Source organism: Pseudomonas asplenii, assembly GCF_900105475.1.
Lineage (GTDB): Bacteria > Pseudomonadota > Gammaproteobacteria > Pseudomonadales > Pseudomonadaceae > Aquipseudomonas > Aquipseudomonas asplenii.
The window spans coordinates 2,374,181-2,389,903 of the sequence record NZ_LT629777.1 but is presented as its reverse complement, the minus strand read 5'-3'; the positions used below and the strand labels follow the sequence as shown (position 1 = coordinate 2,389,903).

The 15,723-nt window shown below is 64.4% G+C and carries 13 protein-coding genes; 3 read left to right on the top strand and 10 right to left on the bottom strand.

Annotation, left to right across the window (positions count from 1 at the left end):
* Positions 1–9 precede the first annotated feature (9 nt).
* From BLU37_RS10920 to BLU37_RS10885, 8 genes are all read right to left on the bottom strand, one after another.
* On the bottom strand, positions 10–825 hold the full coding sequence (locus tag BLU37_RS10920; RefSeq protein WP_090204721.1) for a YfaP family protein: 816 nt from the start codon (positions 823–825) through the stop codon (positions 10–12).
* A 3-nt stretch (positions 826–828) separates the two neighbouring features.
* Entirely contained in the window at positions 829–2,475 is a 1,647-nt protein-coding gene (locus tag BLU37_RS10915) for a DUF2300 domain-containing protein (RefSeq protein ID WP_090204718.1), read from the bottom strand.
* Position 2,476: 1 nt separating this feature from the next.
* Entirely contained in the window at positions 2,477–7,048 is a 4,572-nt protein-coding gene (locus BLU37_RS10910; protein WP_090204715.1) for an alpha-2-macroglobulin family protein, read from the bottom strand.
* Positions 7,045–7,704 carry a DUF1175 domain-containing protein gene (locus BLU37_RS10905; RefSeq protein WP_010449387.1) on the bottom strand — a complete coding sequence of 220 codons (660 nt, stop codon included), beginning with the start codon at positions 7,702–7,704 and terminating at the stop codon, positions 7,045–7,047. Before BLU37_RS10905 ends, BLU37_RS10910 begins: the two co-directional genes overlap by 4 nt.
* A 5-nt stretch (positions 7,705–7,709) precedes the next feature.
* Positions 7,710–9,434 (bottom strand): DUF2138 domain-containing protein, encoded by a 1,725-nt coding sequence (locus tag BLU37_RS10900; protein WP_090210928.1) that lies wholly within the window; start codon positions 9,432–9,434, stop codon positions 7,710–7,712.
* Positions 9,435–9,469: 35 nt separating this feature from the next.
* Positions 9,470–10,261, bottom strand: a complete 792-nt coding sequence (locus tag BLU37_RS10895) for a YfaP family protein (protein WP_090204712.1) — start codon at positions 10,259–10,261, stop codon at positions 9,470–9,472.
* Positions 10,262–10,508: 247 nt separating this feature from the next.
* Positions 10,509–10,793: a helix-turn-helix domain-containing protein gene (locus tag BLU37_RS10890; RefSeq protein ID WP_172833015.1), complete on the bottom strand. Its 285-nt coding sequence runs from the start codon at positions 10,791–10,793 to the stop codon at positions 10,509–10,511.
* Positions 10,786–11,100 (bottom strand): transcriptional regulator, encoded by a 315-nt coding sequence (locus BLU37_RS10885; protein ID WP_090204709.1) that lies wholly within the window; start codon positions 11,098–11,100, stop codon positions 10,786–10,788. Before BLU37_RS10885 ends, BLU37_RS10890 begins: the two co-directional genes overlap by 8 nt.
* A gap of 232 nt (positions 11,101–11,332) precedes the next feature.
* Here BLU37_RS10885 and BLU37_RS10880 point away from each other — a divergent pair, with 232 nt between their 5' ends.
* The 3 genes from BLU37_RS10880 (at position 11,333) to dxs (ending at position 14,487) form a co-directional block, all read left to right on the top strand.
* Positions 11,333–11,575 (top strand): exodeoxyribonuclease VII small subunit, encoded by a 243-nt coding sequence (locus BLU37_RS10880; RefSeq protein WP_010449377.1) that lies wholly within the window; start codon positions 11,333–11,335, stop codon positions 11,573–11,575.
* A complete protein-coding gene (ispA, locus tag BLU37_RS10875) occupies positions 11,572–12,459 on the top strand; it encodes a (2E,6E)-farnesyl diphosphate synthase (RefSeq protein ID WP_090204707.1) in 888 nt (295 codons plus the stop codon). Before BLU37_RS10880 ends, ispA begins: the two co-directional genes overlap by 4 nt.
* Positions 12,460–12,588: 129 nt before the next feature.
* Positions 12,589–14,487 (top strand): 1-deoxy-D-xylulose-5-phosphate synthase, encoded by a 1,899-nt coding sequence (gene dxs / locus BLU37_RS10870; protein WP_090204704.1) that lies wholly within the window; start codon positions 12,589–12,591, stop codon positions 14,485–14,487.
* Between the two features lie 159 nt (positions 14,488–14,646).
* Here dxs and BLU37_RS10865 read toward each other — a convergent pair whose 3' ends face one another.
* Positions 14,647–15,066 carry a hypothetical protein gene (locus BLU37_RS10865; protein WP_010449373.1) on the bottom strand — a complete coding sequence of 140 codons (420 nt, stop codon included), beginning with the start codon at positions 15,064–15,066 and terminating at the stop codon, positions 14,647–14,649.
* A complete protein-coding gene (ribA, locus tag BLU37_RS10860) occupies positions 15,063–15,680 on the bottom strand; it encodes a GTP cyclohydrolase II (RefSeq protein WP_172833014.1) in 618 nt (205 codons plus the stop codon). The genes BLU37_RS10865 and ribA overlap by 4 nt, the downstream gene beginning before the upstream one ends.
* Positions 15,681–15,723: the final 43 nt, after the last annotated feature.

Sequence of the window (15,723 nt, the reverse complement as noted above, 5' to 3'; positions counted from 1 at the left end):
GCAGCGGTCTCAGGGATAACTGAACTTGCGCACCAACGTCAGCTCACCTGGCGCGCGCATCGGGACGATGAAGGACTCCATCTTCTCGTTCACCGTGCCCTCTTCCGTGATCAGCGTGATCTTCGCCGTGGTCAGCGCCTGTACGGCATTTTCCTGGCCGCCGTCCTCGTCATCATCGCTGCGGTAGCCGCCGCCGTAGTAGTTCACGTAGATCAGGTACTGGCCCTTGATCGGCGCCGGCATGGAGAAGATCTCCGGGCCGTAGCCAGTGGTCACGTCGACATCCAGCGAACCGCCGTTGGGCGCGGTGCGGTCGCCGTACCAGATGTGCGCGCCGTCCGGCGTGACCACGTGCAGGTCGAGGTCGGTGTGGTCGCTGTCCCAGGACAGCAGAATGCGCAGCTTGGCCTTGGTCGCACCGCCGGAATTGAGGAACTGCACGCGCTTGCGCTGCTGGCCGTCGGGGCTGCGGACTTCGACGCTGTTGGTGCCATTGGGGAATGCGAAGGGCCGATCGAAGTTACCCGACGCATCGAGTTTGAGCGGCATGCTCACGCCATTGACGATCAGGTTGCCCGGCTCACGGGCGTTCTTCGGCGCACCCTTGATCTGGCCCATGATTCGCGCCGTGTCAGCCTGGCCCAGCGGCGTGTTGACCGAGGAGGCCGGGTAGTTGACGGTCTGGCTGTAGTTCTCACCGTCCGGCGAGCCCTGGCGCCAGCCACCGCGTGGGGTGTCGAGCTTGATGCCGCTGTCGGCAGACGCCGTGTTCAGCACAGCCAGGGCGGCGAGGAACAGGGCTAGGGTGGAGGTGCGCAATATCATGACCTATTCCAGTAACAGGTGGCGGGCAAGCCCTTCGATGTAGTCTTCGTCCTGACCGTTCGGGTGGGCCTCGAACGCCAGGTGCAGGTATTCATGGGTGAGGTCGAGACGGTCCTGCTGGGTCAGCACGCCGCGCACGTAGATGCGCTGGCGCTCGCGGTCGACGTAAGGCCGGCCGAACGACACACGGCAGACGGCGAACCGGCTCAGTTCGTTATAGCCGACCTCCCGGTCCAGCCGCTGGCGCCAGACCCGGCGCTGTTTGAGCAGCCATTCCTGGGCCGCAGGCAAGGGGTCGCAGGAGGCCACCGGGTTGTCCCAGCGACTCAGGCTCGCCCGGGGGTAGGCGTGCTGGAGAATCTGGTCGAAGCGCGCGCCATTGTTGGCCTGCTCCACCGCCTGCTGCCAGGACAGCTTGTCCGGGCCCGTCTGGTCGGAGTGGTAGGTCACCGGGCTGCCGGCCAGCACCAGGTCGCTGGTCCAGGCCGCAATCCCCCGGGCCTCGGCCGTGGCGGGACGCGGGGCGACGCGTTGACGGCTGCTGCTGTCGTCGATGCTCAGGCAATCGCCGCTGCGCCCGGCGTTCTGCAACAGGTAGCTGCGGATCGCCACGGCCAGGGCCTTGGCGGCTTCGATCGGCTCACTCTTGGCCTCACGCTGCAACACCCGGGCGACGTACTCCTCGCGATCGAGCCGGGCCACCAGTTGCGGCTGGCCGGCGTTCTGCAACAGGAACAGTTCACCGGCACTTTCGATGTCCAGTTGGTTGCCGTTGGCGAAGTCCACCCGGTAGTGACCTTGCAGCGCCCCCTGCGCGGCGGCCTGGCCATCGGCACGACTGACGCCCTTGAGTGGATAACGCGAGAACAGTTCGACCTGTACGCAACGCCCGGCATCCTCCGCCTGCGGCGCGGGCAGGAAAGTACCGAGTACGTCCGAGTAGTGCCGCAGCACCATCTGACTGGTACCGCGACCTCCGCCCCAGAGCGGCGTCCCATCCGCCAGCCAGCCGGCGAAACCGCCCTGGCGCGACTGCGGATCCTGGTCGCCGAGCCAACTCCAGGTCTTGATCCGCAAGCGCCCGCCCAGCACCGCCACGGCCTGGCCGTCGGCGGCGTTGAGCACCACATCGAGCAGCAGCCTGCGCGCCGTGTCCTGGGCCGGCAACGTGCGCAGCACCTCCAGCAGTTGTGCCACGGGGACGCGGGTCTGCGGTTGCAGTTGATCGAGACCGAGCAGCCAGGCAGGTGCCCGACGCGCCTGCCAGTAATCACGCCACCGGCCGGCATCGATATTCAGGCGTTTGGGGTCGAAGTACAGGCCACAGGAACGGACCAGCGCCGCATCGCGGGCGATGCTGCCGCCCGCGGTGCAACAATAGACTTCCTCGCGGTCCTGGCCGTGGCAGTCGTAGGCCGGCTCCTGCTGGTCGGTGTCCACCAGCCAGGCGTAGACGAACAGTTTCCACAGGCTGCCCAGCGGCGTTTGCAGGTCTGCCGGCAGCGGCTCGCGGTTGAGCACCTGGGTAGTGTTCAGGTGCACCAGTTCGTAGCCGTCAGCGGTTTTCCAGGCCAGGCGCAACGGTGCCTCCTCTGCCGTCGCCAGCAGAGGCAGGATGCACAGCAGTAGCCAGGTCAGCGTTCGGGTCATGTCATTCGACCGTGACTTGTCCGAGGGCTGCTTTTTGTTCCTGGGCCTGGAACTGCGGCGCATAGATCTGGCTGAAGCGCGCCGGCGGCAGTTTGAACTGGCCTTTCTGCGAGAAGCGGATCAGGTGGCGCACGCGCACTTCGCCATTGAGGCTGTTGACCGGCACGCCATAGGCCATCTGCCCCGGCTCGAAATGCGCCTTCTCCAGCGGCGTGGCTTCCTCGCCGGCCAATCCGGCGAGGTTGACGCCCCAGGTGGTGCGTTCGACATCCGCACCCGGCGGCAGTGGCAGTTCGAGCATGCCGTAGCGCACGGGCTTGGCGGCCTTGCTGGTGAGGATCACTTCATCCAGGTAGAGGCTGTCGCTGGACAACGGCTTGTCACCCACGGCCTTGAGGCTGAAGGTGTTGGCGTCACCATCCGGCACCAGTTCCAGCAGACGGCGCTTGATCTGCACCGGCAGGTCGGCGGCGGCCTTGTCCTGGCTGAGGTAGCTCAGGTTGGCCCGCAGCGGACGCTCCTGCGCACCGCTCAGGGTCAACACACTCGGCACGCCCGAACCTTGCCACTGCCAGTAGACCTCACCGGCACCGCCCTGGCGGACCTGCCAGCCTTCGCCCGGAGTCAGGTTGACCATTTTCGGCGTCTGCTCGACGCTGCGTTGCAGCCAGGTCAGGGCCAGTGCCCGTTCCAGGGTCGATTGCTGCGGCAGCAGGCGCTGCAGCAGTGCCTGGGCCTGCTCGGCATTGAACGGTTTGAGCGACAGGCTCAGGGCCGTGGCGAACGGCTGCGAGCTGGCGCCGAGGCGCTGTTCGGCGGCCGGCAATTGCTTGCTGAACGCATCCGGCAAGGCCACCTTGCTCTGCCGGGCCAGTGCGGCGGTCAGCACCCGTGCGCTGGCCAGGCCCAAGGCCGAGTCCGGCGCGCCCATTACCACGCTGTCTTCACCGTCATCCAGCAGATTGGCGTTGTCGCCCTCGCCAGCTTTCGCCAGCTCCTCCATCAGCCCGCTGAGCAAGGTATTGACCGGCAGTTGCATGTCCTTGGCGAACGACAGCACCAGTGCCCGTTGCAGCAACGGCGTGGCGGCGGCCTGCTTGCCATAGACGTCCAGCACCCGCTGCCAGTGCTCCGGCGGCAGGCTCACACCCAGGGCCTTGCTGGCGTACCAGTCGGCGTAATAGGCGTAGCCGGTGAGGAACGCATCCGGCGTGACGTCTTCACCCCACCAGGTGAACCAGGCATCGGGACCTGCCATCGACACCAGGCGCAGGCGACTGTTCTGCAGGATCAGGCGCAGGCGATCACGGATCTGCGCGTTACCCGACAGCGCCGGGTAGGCAATGCTCAGCGGCAGCAGCTGGCTGGCGGTCTGTTCAACGCCACCGTAGGGGTAGCTGAGCAGGTCGTCGAGGCTAGCGCGGAACAGCGCTTGCGGGCTGTCGTCGAGGCGCAGACGAATGTCGCGGGCATCGGCCGGCAGGCTCAACGGGGTATCGCCGCTGGCTAAGCTGAGGCTCTGACTCTGGGTCACTTGCCAGCCATCACCCACTGCGGTGAGGTGCACGGCCAGGGTGTCCTGGGCCTTGCCGTTCTGTTGCAGCTCGGCGGTCCAGTCGCCGCTGCTCAGGGCAACCGCCGGCAGCGGGATGTAGTTGATGCCCTTGTTCAGCGACAGCGGCAGGCGCTGCTCCTGGCCGGCGTAGCGGATCAGCAGTTCGGCCTTGGCCGGCTTGTCGTCCTGGCTGAAGGCAAACAGGCCGAGCTTGGGCTGGTCGCCGTTGCGGAAGTGGGTCGGACCACTCCATTTCAGGTACAGCGGCTTGTCGGAACGGATGAACTGGTTGCGTTGGCCCACCTGGCCGCTATCGGCGATGGCGCGGGCGGTGATGCGCCAGCGGGTCAGCGAGTCGGGCATGCGGAAGGTGAAGCGCACCTTGCCGTTGGCGTCGGTGACCAGCTCCGGCTGCCAGGCGGCGGTGTCGACGTCTTCGCGACGCGGCCGCTCCAGCACCTTCACCCCGCGCTCACTGCGGTTGGCCTTGCCTGGTGCACCCGGACTGCCCGGCAGGGCCACGTCGTAGCTGATGAACGACAGACTGGCGCTGGTACGCACGTTGTTGCGGCGTGGGTGATAGAAGAACTGGTCGATGCTCGGCGCCACTTCCGGCTGCAGCGCGTAGATCATTTCATCCACCACGCTGACGGTCAGGTGCGCCGGGATCGGCTTGCCGGCGAACTGGGTGGTCAGGTCCACCGAGACGGTATCACCCGGCTGGTAGCTTTCCTTGTCGGTGGCAATGGCCACGTCGATCTGCGGCGTGGCGACCTTGAGGCCGGCGTTCTGGAAGCTGTATTCGCCGCCCTTGGTGTAGAGCACCGAGAAGGTCAGGTTGGGGGCGAAGTTGTCCTTCACCGGGATCCGCGCGCGGTACTGGTTGTCACTGATTTTTTCCAGGCGCAGCCAGTCGGCGCCCTTGGACAGCAGCGCGGTGGCCTCGACCTTGTCGCGCTCCAACGACAGCAATGCGTCGTTGACCGGCTCCGGGAAAGTGATCAATGCCACGGCTTCGTCGCCGGCGTGGTACTCGGGTTTGTCGAGCAGGATTTCCACGGTGCCGGGCACGGCTTTCACGCCGTCGCCGGTCACCGAGTGGCCGGTGGCGCCGAGGATGCGCTCGTGTTCGTCCTTGAGCGACAGGTTGTAGGTACCGGGACGGTCGAAGGTGATGCTGAAACCTTTGTCACCCGCCGCCAGCTTGCCGCCGCCGGTGGACTGGTCTTCCAGGCGCACCCAGCTATAGCTGCTCGGTTTGCCGGCGTTGGCTTGCACCACGGCGGACTCGTTGGCGTAGCTGAACGCGACCTTCTCACCGCTGGCGCTGAACCGCTGCGGCGCCGACAGGCGATAACGCGAGGCGCCACGCTCGATGAGGATTTCCTTGGTGGTCTTGACCCGGTACGCGGCGCCATCGCTGGCGAACACGGTGAGCATGTAGCGGCTCGGTTTCTCCGCCGCCGGCAGGTCGAGCACCGCCTCGCCCTTGTCATCAGTGGTCAGTTCGGCGCTGGTCAGTTCCACCGGGAATTGCCCGAGGTACTGCAGCTCGTTATCGACCATCGACAGTTGCTGGGCACGCAGGGTCAGTTGCACACGGGCATCGGTCACCGGCTTGCCGTCCGGGTAGAGCAGCAGCAACTTGCCCTTGACCGGCTCGCCGGTACGGAAGTCCTGCTTGGCCAGGTCGAGGGAGATTTCGAAGTGCGGCTTGATGTACTCGGCGACGCGGAAGGCGCTGCTGTAGGTCTGGTCGCGGTAATTGAAACGCAGCTCATAACCGCCGGCCACGGCATTGTCCGGCAGTTGGAAACGGCCCTGGGTACCGGCCTTGCCGTCCAGGTTCAGGTCCAGGGTCTGCAGTGTGGTGCCGGTGGCATCCAGCACGCTGACCCGCACCGGCGCGCCGGTGGGGTTGACCGAGTCGCGGGCGTTCTTGAATTCGCGACCGACGATCTTCAGCGAGACCCAATCACCCGGCCGGTACAACGGCCGGTCGGTGAAGGCGTAGAGCTTGGTGTCGTAGATTTCACTGTCGTAGTAGAAGTTCTCGGAGACGAACACCCCGCCCTCGTCATCCTCGCCGATCATGAACGAGCGCTCCGGGCTGACGTGCTTGAGGCGCAGCAGGCCATCGGCATCGGTCTCGCCGCTGCTCATCACGCCCAGGCCGTCGGTCCACAGCACCTTGACCTTGGGCACCGAGCTGCCTTCGTGCTTGCGCGCGGCCCAGACCAGCAGTTCGTCACCGGCGATCTTGCTGACGGCCACGGTGTTGGAGACGAACACCACGGTGGTCGCGCGGTATTTGCCGACCAGCGCTTCGACCAGGTACAGACCCGGTTTGAGCTTGCCCAACGGGATGTAGACGTTGCCGGGGGCGACATTGACGAATTGGCTGGAAGAACCGGCCAGGTCGACGCCTTTGGGCGGCTGGATCGGCTTGGCCTCCCACAGCGGGTAGCGGAACTGGGTGACCAGCGGCAGGCCCGGCAGCGGCGCGTATTGCGGCGGGTTGTCGTAGGGGGTCGGCCGGTTGAAGCTGTCGCCCATCTTCAGCTCCGGGACTTCCTCGGTCACCTGCTTGCGCGACTCGTAGGAGAACGCACGCTGCATCACCCGGCGGGATTTGCGGTACCAGTTGTCCCACAGATAGGCCAGGGTGTTGGACAGCCCCTCGCCCTTGAACTGACCGTCGCTGACCACCCGGTGCAGGTTCTTCTGGCGCTTGAGGAACTCCAGCGGCTGATCGATGCGGTACACGCGGATGTCCGCACCGCCATAAGGCTCCATGCGGAAACGCCGGTAGTCGCGGCCCGGAGCTTCCAGGCGAACCAGCGCCTGTTCATCGCTGGCGAAACTGCTGTCGGCGAGCAGGAAGAAGCTCTCGCCGGCAATCGGCTCGTAGTTGCTCGGCGCCACCGAGTCATCGGCGGCACCTGCGGCGACCGGCAACAGCACGGCCAGGACGAAAACCATTCGGGATAACAGACGCATCATGGAAGACCCGTTCATCGAGAGAGGAAGTTCAGCCGGTAGACGCCGATGAAGTTGGGGTTCGTTGCATCGGGTATCCATCGGGTGTCCTTCCATGTCATGAGTTGCTGCACGCTGGCGGAGCGCATGCCGTTGTCGGTGGGGGTGGTGGTGCCGGTGTGATAGGCGATGTTGCGGCCCATCCAGATCATCAGGTGCTGGTCGTCGCCCTGGTCGAAGAACAGCAGGTCGCCGGGCCGCGCCTGGTTGAGATCGCGGCTGACCAGTTGGCTGTTGAACTGGATCAGCTTGATCGCATTGACGTACGGTCCGACCTTGCCGCCGCCCTGCTGCCATTGCTGGGCCAGGCTGCGCTGGGACTCGCTCAGGGTCAGCTCGGGCGGCAGATAGCGGTTGGACAGGCCATTGGCCCGCAACCACTTGTCATCGTGTTTCTTCAGCGCTTCGTTGGCGGCGAAACGCACCAGGCCCGCGCAGTCCTGCTGGTACCAGCGCGGACTCGGGCCCTGGGTCAGTTGCTCTTGGGCGATGCGCACGAACCAGGCGCGAAACACCTGGGACTGCTCGACATCCAGGGGCGGCGTTTCAACAGCGAACGTCGGCGCACTGAATAGCAGTGCCAGTGCGCACAGGCGCCCCCTCGTGGCGAAGCGTTGCCGGGAGAAACTGAGCATAGGCGTCACATCGCCCGCCATTGCAGAGGCAGCCACTGCCAGTGGCCGTCAGGATCGGTACCTTCGGGCAGGGTCAGGGCGTATTTGCCGAAACCGGCGAGCTTCTGCAGCTTGGGAATCAGATGAGTCTGCGCGGCGTTGCGAAACACCGGTTCCATGTCCTGGGGCAGGCTGTCGAGGGTTTCCTGCTTCATCAGTTGCGCCAGGGAGTCCGGGCCGAGGTAGACCGGCATCAGCGCATCCTTGGGCACCACATCGGCCAACGGCGGGAAGTGCTTGTCGAGGGTGCCGATAGCCTTGTCCACCAGCTTGTCGTCCAGGGAGAACAGCAGGGTCGAGCCATGTCGCGCCAGACTCACGCGGAAAAAGCCGCGGCCAGTGATGGAATCGGGGTTCTCGGCTTCCTTGGCAGCGTACTGGCCGAAGGTGGAGCTGACCACGCGCTTCCATTGATGGAGGTTGTCTTTCTTCTGCTCGTCGATCGGGAACAGCCCGCCTTCGACGTTGCTTTCCCGGGTCCCGACCATGGAGCCGAACAGCTTGCCAAGGTCAGCATCGACGCTGTCGTTGTCCTTGTTCAAGTTCGCCACCAGCAACGGTGTGTAGAGGCGCGAATCGGCGTACCAGCACAGACCGGCGGCGCCACTCATGTGTTCGGTAAGTTTCTGCGCGGTGGCCGCATCGGCCCCCAGCTTGACCAGCAGCGGTTGTTGCTGCTCGGCCGCCAGCGGCAGGGCGACGCAGGCGCTGGCCCCCACCGGCATGGCCTGCCAGATCGGCTTGAAGTCGTAGTCGACGGACTTGTTCTGCTCGTCGAGCGCGAGGAAGCTGTGCCAGCCCTTGTCATCCATGTCCAGGCGCAGGCCGGCGAAGCTCGGGATAAAGCGCTGGTAACCCATGGCCAGGACGCTGGAGGCGACCGAGATACGCTGCTTGACGGTCGCCTCGCGCGGCTTGAGGCCAAACGCCTCGGGGAACAGCTTGTCGCCGCCGAGCAGCGCCGCCAGGGCCTGGGTCGACACCTCGCCAGGCGCCACGTCGCTGGCATCGCTGGTCTGCTCGTAGAGCCGGTCCGGGTTGGACAGCACCACCAGCTTGTCGCCACGGGAAGCGAACAGCAGCGCCTTGCTGGCGTTGTAGGCCAGGCGGTAGAGCGCCACGTTGTCGCCGGACACCTTCAGTTCACCGACCTTGGTCAGTTGAGTGTCATCCAAGGCAACGTGCGCCAGCGGCTCGAGCAGCTTGGCCAGGCCGCCACGATCCATCACCAGCAGGAAATCCTTGAGGCGGCCATCGGCACCACGCCACAGGGCGATGTCGGCCGGCTGGTCGAACAGTTGCTCGATCAGATTGTCCTGCAGCTTGAGATCATGCTCGTAGATGATCCGCCGCAGACTGCCGATCAGGCCCAGGCGATCGCCATGAGTCTCGTAGTAGAAGACGAAGTCCTCGGTGAGGGTATCGCGCAGGAACGGCACGCTGAGCAGGTCCTTGGGCAACTGGCTCAGCGAGGCGGTTTCCAGCAGTGCGTCCGGACGGCTGACACCGAGTTTTTCCAGGGCCAGTTCCGGCACCGGGGCCACCGGCTTGTGGTGGAAAAACCAGCCCAGGCCACCGACTACCGCACCACTCACGCACAGACCGAGCACGAGGCCCAGCCAACGGCGCGAACCGGTGGATGGAGAAGTGGCCGGCGCGGCGGCGGCCGGGGAAGCAGTGTTATCGCTCATGTTCGCAAAGCCCATTCATCCGTGGAGCGGGATGTTCAATAGTTGAAGGTCTTGACCAGCAGCAGGTCGCCGATGGCGCGCAGCGGTACGGTGAAGCTCTCGCGCTTTTCATTGACGGTATTTTCGTTGAGCACCAGGTTGATCTGCGAGGTGATGACCTCGTTCTGGTTGGCGCCCTCGGTAAAGTTGTAGCCGTCGCCCGCACTGTAGTTGCCCCAGTAGTTCACATAGACCAGGTAGGTGCCGTGCAGCGGCGCGGTCATGGTGAACATTTCCGGGCCGGGGCCGTCGACGCCATCCGGGTCGAGGCCGCCGCCGTTGCTCAGGCGCGGATTGGCATAGAAGGCATGCTGGCCGTCGGGGGTGATGATGTGCAGATCAAGTTCGGCCTTGGGGTCATCCCAGCCGAGCACCACGCGGATACGCGCCGGGGTGATCTGCTGGTTGGCTTCGTAGAACTGCACACGCTTGAGCGACTTGCCCTGCGAGCTGCGCACTTCGACGCTGTTGGAGCCGGCCCCGAACGCATACGGGCGGACGAATCGGCCGTTGTCGTCGGTGTAGAGGTTCAGAGGGTTGCCGTTGACCGACAGGGTATGCGGCTCACGCGGACCGGACGGCGGGTTGATCCGGCCTTCGATTGGCGTGCGGCTGCGCTGGATGCCACGGTCGATGGGCGGCGTCGGATAGGCCACCTGCGGCGCATCACTGCGATCGAGCAGGCCCGAATAGCGCCAACCGCCGGTCGGTTCCTGAAGCTCGGCCGAGGGCTCGGCCCAGGCGGTCGCGGCCCAGAGGGCGATCAGGAGAGGGAATAACCGGCGCATCAACAGCCTCCTTGCCATGCATCACGAAGCCCTGCGCCCGGTCCAGACCAGGCACACCACTGAAACACGAAAATCAGAAAAGAACCTGGCGAGACAGGTCGGGAAGTCGCAGAGGTTAGCGATTCAGATCTTGTTACACAATGGCGAAAAACGGGTATTTACACGGGCAATCAGCAAATGAGAGATCGTGCACACTCAGTGGCCTGGAGGCCCCGTAAAACAAGGCAAAAAGCCATCACTCAGACCGTCATACAGACTGAAGATCGCGCAGCACTTCAGGGTGCTGGCTGGCTACCAGCAGAAGAGTCCGGGCAGCTCCCGTAGGTTGTCGACGCCCCTGCTCCCAATCCTGCAGAGTCCGCAAGCTCACACCCAACAGCTGGGCAAAATCATTCTGGGACAGGCCGACCTTGGTCCGGGCTTCTGCCGCTGCGGTCAGGGTGACGTTGGTAATCCGTGCAGCCTTGCCCGCTTTCATCTGGCGCACGGAGGTCAGTAAATCCTTCTGGAATTGCTCCAGTTCGTCATCCATCACTGAGTTCCTCCTTCAATTGCTTCAAAAAGGCGGCAGGCAGATTGTCGAACCTGGCTTTTGTGTAGGCAATCAGCAGCCAGATACAACCATCGGCAAGCAGGTTGTAGTAAATAACGCGAGTGCCGCCCTGCTTGCCCATGCCCATACGGTACCTGCGAACCTTGCGCAGCCCGCCACTTCCCGGAATGACATCACCGCCTAGCGGATTGCCAGCGATCCAGGTAATGAATTCATGACGCTCGCCTTCATCCCAGATGGGCTCGGCGCTGCGCTTGAAGACTTCGGTCTCGATAATCGTATACATGGGCAAAAAATACGGCAATGCCGTATATACGAGCAATCATACACCTGTATCACGGGATGACAACAATTGCTGTATCGATGCCGGATGCAACCTCAGCGGAAAATCCTCGCCAACCGTCTGAAAACGTTCCTGACAAAAGCCACCAGCGGTGATTGGCAACCCCTCGCATTTGCCCCGAAACCCGCTGTCTGCTAGTGTCGCGCCCGTTAAAACGCCTACCGAGATCGCCGACATGGCCCGCAAAAAAGTTTCCCTGGATTTCGAACAATCCCTCGCTGATCTGCAAACGCTGGTCGAGCGCCTGGAGAACGGCGAGCTGTCGTTGGAAGATTCGTTGACCGCCTTCGAACAAGGTATCCGCCTGACCCGTGACTGCCAGGGCGCCCTGGCCCAGGCCGAGCAGAAGGTGCAGATCCTGCTGGAACGCGATGGCGAACTGGCCGAAGAACCCTTCGACCCGGAACAGCCAGAATGATCAAGACCTATCAGGCCGCGAGCCAGAAGCGGGTCAACGCCGCCCTGGATACCCTGTTCGTGGCGCCCAGCGCCGGACTCGCCCGGCTCTACGAGGCCATGCGCTACAGCGTGATGAACGGCGGCAAGCGCGTGCGCCCGCTGCTCGTCTACGCGGCCTGCGAAGCCCTCGGCGGCAAGCCGGAACAGGCCAACGGCGCCGCCTGCGCGGTCGAGCTGATCCATGCCTACTCGCTGGTCCACGACGATTTGCCGGCCATGGACGACGACGATCTGCGCCGTGGCCAGCCGACCACCCACAAGGCGTTCGATGAAGCTTGCGCGATCCTCGCTGGCGACGGCCTGCAGAGCCTGGCTTTCAGTGCCTTGCTTGACCCGCGCCTGAGTGACCTGAGCGCCGAGATCCGCCTGTCCATGGTCAGCACCCTGGCCCAGGCCGCAGGGCCTGCGGGCATGGTCGGCGGCCAGGCCATCGACCTCGGCTCGGTGGGCCTAAAGCTCGACCAGAAAGCCCTGGAAACCATGCACCGGCACAAGACCGGCGCCCTGATCGAGGCCAGCGTCACCCTCGGCGCCCTGGCCAGCACCGGCGCACAGAAAGACGAGCTCAAGTCGCTGCAGACCTATGCCCAGGCCATCGGCCTGGCCTTCCAGGTGCAGGACGACATCCTTGATGTCGAAAGCGATACCGCCACCCTCGGCAAACGCCAGGGCGCCGACATTGCCCGCGACAAGCCGACCTACCCCGCTCTGCTCGGCCTGGAAGCCGCCAAGGCCTACGCCCTGGAACTGCGCGATCAGGCACTGCATGCGCTGCGACCGTTTGACGCAGCCGCCGAGCCCTTGCGCGAGCTGGCGCGCTACATCGTCGAACGCCGCAGCTGACCGAGCGGTCATGCTGGCCTTTCGCACAATCGAACGGCCAGCCTCCGACCCGCTGATGCGACATCGCGTGGGCAGCGTGCGCTCCATAAGGTAAACTGCCGCGTCCTCATACCTATAACGATTCGCCTGATGCCCACGACGTTCCATGAGATTCCCCGCAAGCGCCCGACCACGCCCCTGCTGGACCGCGCCGACACGCCGGCCGGCCTGCGCCGGTTAGGTGAAGCCGAGCTGGAAACCCTGGCCGATGAACTGCGCCAGGAATTGCTCTATTCGGTCGGCCAGACCGGCGGGCACTTCGGTGCCGGCCTCGGCGTCATCGAGCTGACTATCGCGCTGCACTACGTCTTCGACACCCCGGACGACCGGCTGGTGTGGGACGTGGGCCACCAGGCTTATCCACACAAGATCCTCACCGGTCGTCGCGAGCGCATGCACACCCTGCGCCAGAAGGATGGCCTGGCCGCCTTTCCGCGTCGCTCGGAGAGCGAGTACGACACCTTTGGCGTCGGTCACTCCAGCACCTCCATCAGTGCCGCCCTGGGCATGGCCATCGCCGCGCGCCTGCAGAACAGCGACCGCAAGGCGATCGCGGTGATCGGCGACGGCGCACTGACTGCGGGCATGGCCTTCGAGGCGTTGAACCACGCGCCGGAAGTCGACGCCAACATGCTGGTGATCCTCAACGACAACGACATGTCGATCTCGCGCAACGTCGGCGGGCTGTCGAACTACCTGGCGAAGATTCTCTCCAGCCGCACCTATGCGAGCATGCGCGAAGGCAGCAAGAAAGTGCTGTCGCGCCTGCCTGGCGCCTGGGAAATCGCCCGCCGCACCGAAGAATACGCCAAGGGCATGCTGGTGCCCGGCACCCTGTTCGAAGAGCTGGGCTGGAACTACATCGGCCCGATCGACGGGCACGACCTGCCGACACTGATTGCCACCCTGCGCAACATGCGCGATCTCAAGGGGCCGCAGTTCCTACACGTGGTCACCAAGAAGGGCAAGGGTTTCGCTCCGGCGGAAGTCGATCCGATCGGTTATCACGCGATCACCAAGCTCGAACCGCTGGATGCTCCCGCCGCCGCGCCGAAAAAGGCCAGCGGACCGAAGTACTCCGCCGTATTCGGCGAATGGCTGTGCGACATGGCCGCCGCTGACCCCCGGCTGGTGGGTATCACCCCGGCGATGAAGGAAGGTTCCGACCTGGTGGCCTTCAGCGAGCGTTTCCCGCTGCGCTACTTCGACGTGGCGATTGCCGAACAGCATGCGGTGACCTTCGCCGCCGGCATGGCCTGCGAAGGCGCCAAGCCGGTGGTAGCGATCTACTCCACTTTCCTGCAACGCGGTTATGACCAGTTGGTACATGACGTGGCGGTGCAGAACCTCGACGTGCTGTTCGCCATCGACCGCGCCGGCCTGGTCGGTGAAGACGGCCCGACCCACGCGGGTAGCTTCGACCTGTCATACCTGCGCTGCATCCCCGGCATGCTGGTGATGACCCCGAGCGACGAGAACGAACTGCGCAAGATGCTCAGCACCGGCCACCGCTATAACGGCCCGGCAGCCGTGCGCTACCCACGTGGCAGCGGACCGAACGCGCCGATCGAGAAGAACCTGGAGCCGATCGAGATTGGCAAGGGCGTGGTTCGCCGTCAGGGCAGCAAGGTCGCCCTGCTGGTATTCGGCGTACAACTGGCCGAAGCGCTGGTGGTGGCCGAAAAACTGGATGCGACCGTGGTCGACATGCGTTTCGTCAAACCCCTGGACGAAGCCCTGGTCCGCGAGATTGCCGGTAGCCATGAGTTGCTGGTGACCATCGAGGAAAACGCCATCATGGGTGGCGCCGGTGCCGCGGTCAGCGAGTTCCTGGCGCAAGACAACCTGCTCAAGCCGATTCTGCACCTGGGCTTGCCGGATGCGTACGTCGAACATGCCAAGCCGGCGCAGATGCTGGCCGAGTGCGGGCTGGATGTGGCAGGGATCGAGGCGTCGGTGACTGCGCGGATGAAGCTGCTCGGTCTGTAGATCAGTGAAATGGCGGGCGGCCCCTTCGCGGGCAAGCCCGCTCCCACAGAAAAGCCCTGCGGCTTCAGCCCCTTCTTATCCCCAGGCACTGCCTCACCTTGTGGGAGCGGGCTTGCCCGCGAATAAAGCCACCGAGCTCTACGACCCGCCAGTGCCTCATCAGCCGAGCTGGCGCGGAATCCGGTAGAGGTAGAACAGCACCACGGTGGACAGCACCAACAGGAACAACGGCACCGCCTCCAGGCCAACGAACACCGCCAGGGTACCGATCCAGGTCGGCAGGGCCGCGATCACCAGCGCCTTGCGCCGGACATTGGCCAGTGTGATCCAGGCTGCCGGTTCCTCGGGCGTATCCAACGCTTTCTCGGTCGCGATCAGCGCATGCTTGTAGCCACCGAAAAACCGCAGGGTGAGGAACATCGAAGCGATACCGGCAATGAACAACGGCATCGCCAGCACCGGCAACACCGGCTCCGTCTGGCCAAAGGTCCAACTGGCCACGAACAGCGGCAGGACGCTCAGCAGCAGTTGCTTGTACCAGCCAACCGCCAAGCGGCGCTTCACCTGGCCCCGGGTCACGCCGGGTCGGCCTCGTTCTGGTGCTCGTTGCCCATCATGTGGCCGAGCTTGCCCGCCTTGGTAGCCAGGTAAAGCTTGTTATGTGGATTGTGTCCGGTGTGCAGCGGCACGCGCTCGGCCACGGTGATGCCCATGTCGGTCAGCGCCTTGACCTTGCGCGGATTGTTGGTCATCAGTCGCAGGGACTGGATGCCCAGGTGCTCAAGCATCGGCAGGCAGATCGCGTAATCACGCTGGTCGGCTGCAAAGCCCAGGCGCTCATTGGCCTCGACCGTGTCGGCACCACCATCCTGCAACTCGTAGGCGCGGATCTTGTTCATCAGGCCGATGCCACGACCTTCCTGGCGCAGATACAGCAAGACGCCACGCCCCTCACGGGCAATGGCCTGCAAGGCCGCTTCCAGTTGCGAACCACAGTCGCAACGCTGGCTGAACAAGGCATCGCCGGTCAGGCACTCGGAATGCACACGGCCCAGCACCGGTGCGCCATCAGCCACATTCCCGAGCGTCAACACGACGTGTTCACGACCGGTGGCTTGCTCGAAAAAGCCGTTCATGGTGAAGGTCGCAAAGGGGGTAGGCAGCTTGGAGGCAGCGACGAAAACGACAGGCACCGTGTGCTCCTGATCAGTATGAAGACTGGAAATTCGCGGGAGC

Coding starts and splice junctions, on each gene's coding strand:
- BLU37_RS10920 (WP_090204721.1), bottom strand. CDS start 825: ATGATATTGCGCACCTCCACCCTAGCCCTGTTCCTCGCCGCCCTGGCT.
- BLU37_RS10915 (WP_090204718.1), bottom strand. CDS start 2,475: ATGACCCGAACGCTGACCTGGCTACTGCTGTGCATCCTGCCTCTGCTG.
- BLU37_RS10910 (WP_090204715.1), bottom strand. CDS start 7,048: ATGAACGGGTCTTCCATGATGCGTCTGTTATCCCGAATGGTTTTCGTC.
- BLU37_RS10905 (WP_010449387.1), bottom strand. CDS start 7,704: ATGCTCAGTTTCTCCCGGCAACGCTTCGCCACGAGGGGGCGCCTGTGC.
- BLU37_RS10900 (WP_090210928.1), bottom strand. CDS start 9,434: ATGAGCGATAACACTGCTTCCCCGGCCGCCGCCGCGCCGGCCACTTCT.
- BLU37_RS10895 (WP_090204712.1), bottom strand. CDS start 10,261: ATGCGCCGGTTATTCCCTCTCCTGATCGCCCTCTGGGCCGCGACCGCC.
- BLU37_RS10890 (WP_172833015.1), bottom strand. CDS start 10,793: ATGGATGACGAACTGGAGCAATTCCAGAAGGATTTACTGACCTCCGTG.
- BLU37_RS10885 (WP_090204709.1), bottom strand. CDS start 11,100: ATGTATACGATTATCGAGACCGAAGTCTTCAAGCGCAGCGCCGAGCCC.
- BLU37_RS10880 (WP_010449377.1), top strand. CDS start 11,333: ATGGCCCGCAAAAAAGTTTCCCTGGATTTCGAACAATCCCTCGCTGAT.
- ispA (WP_090204707.1), top strand. CDS start 11,572: ATGATCAAGACCTATCAGGCCGCGAGCCAGAAGCGGGTCAACGCCGCC.
- dxs (WP_090204704.1), top strand. CDS start 12,589: ATGCCCACGACGTTCCATGAGATTCCCCGCAAGCGCCCGACCACGCCC.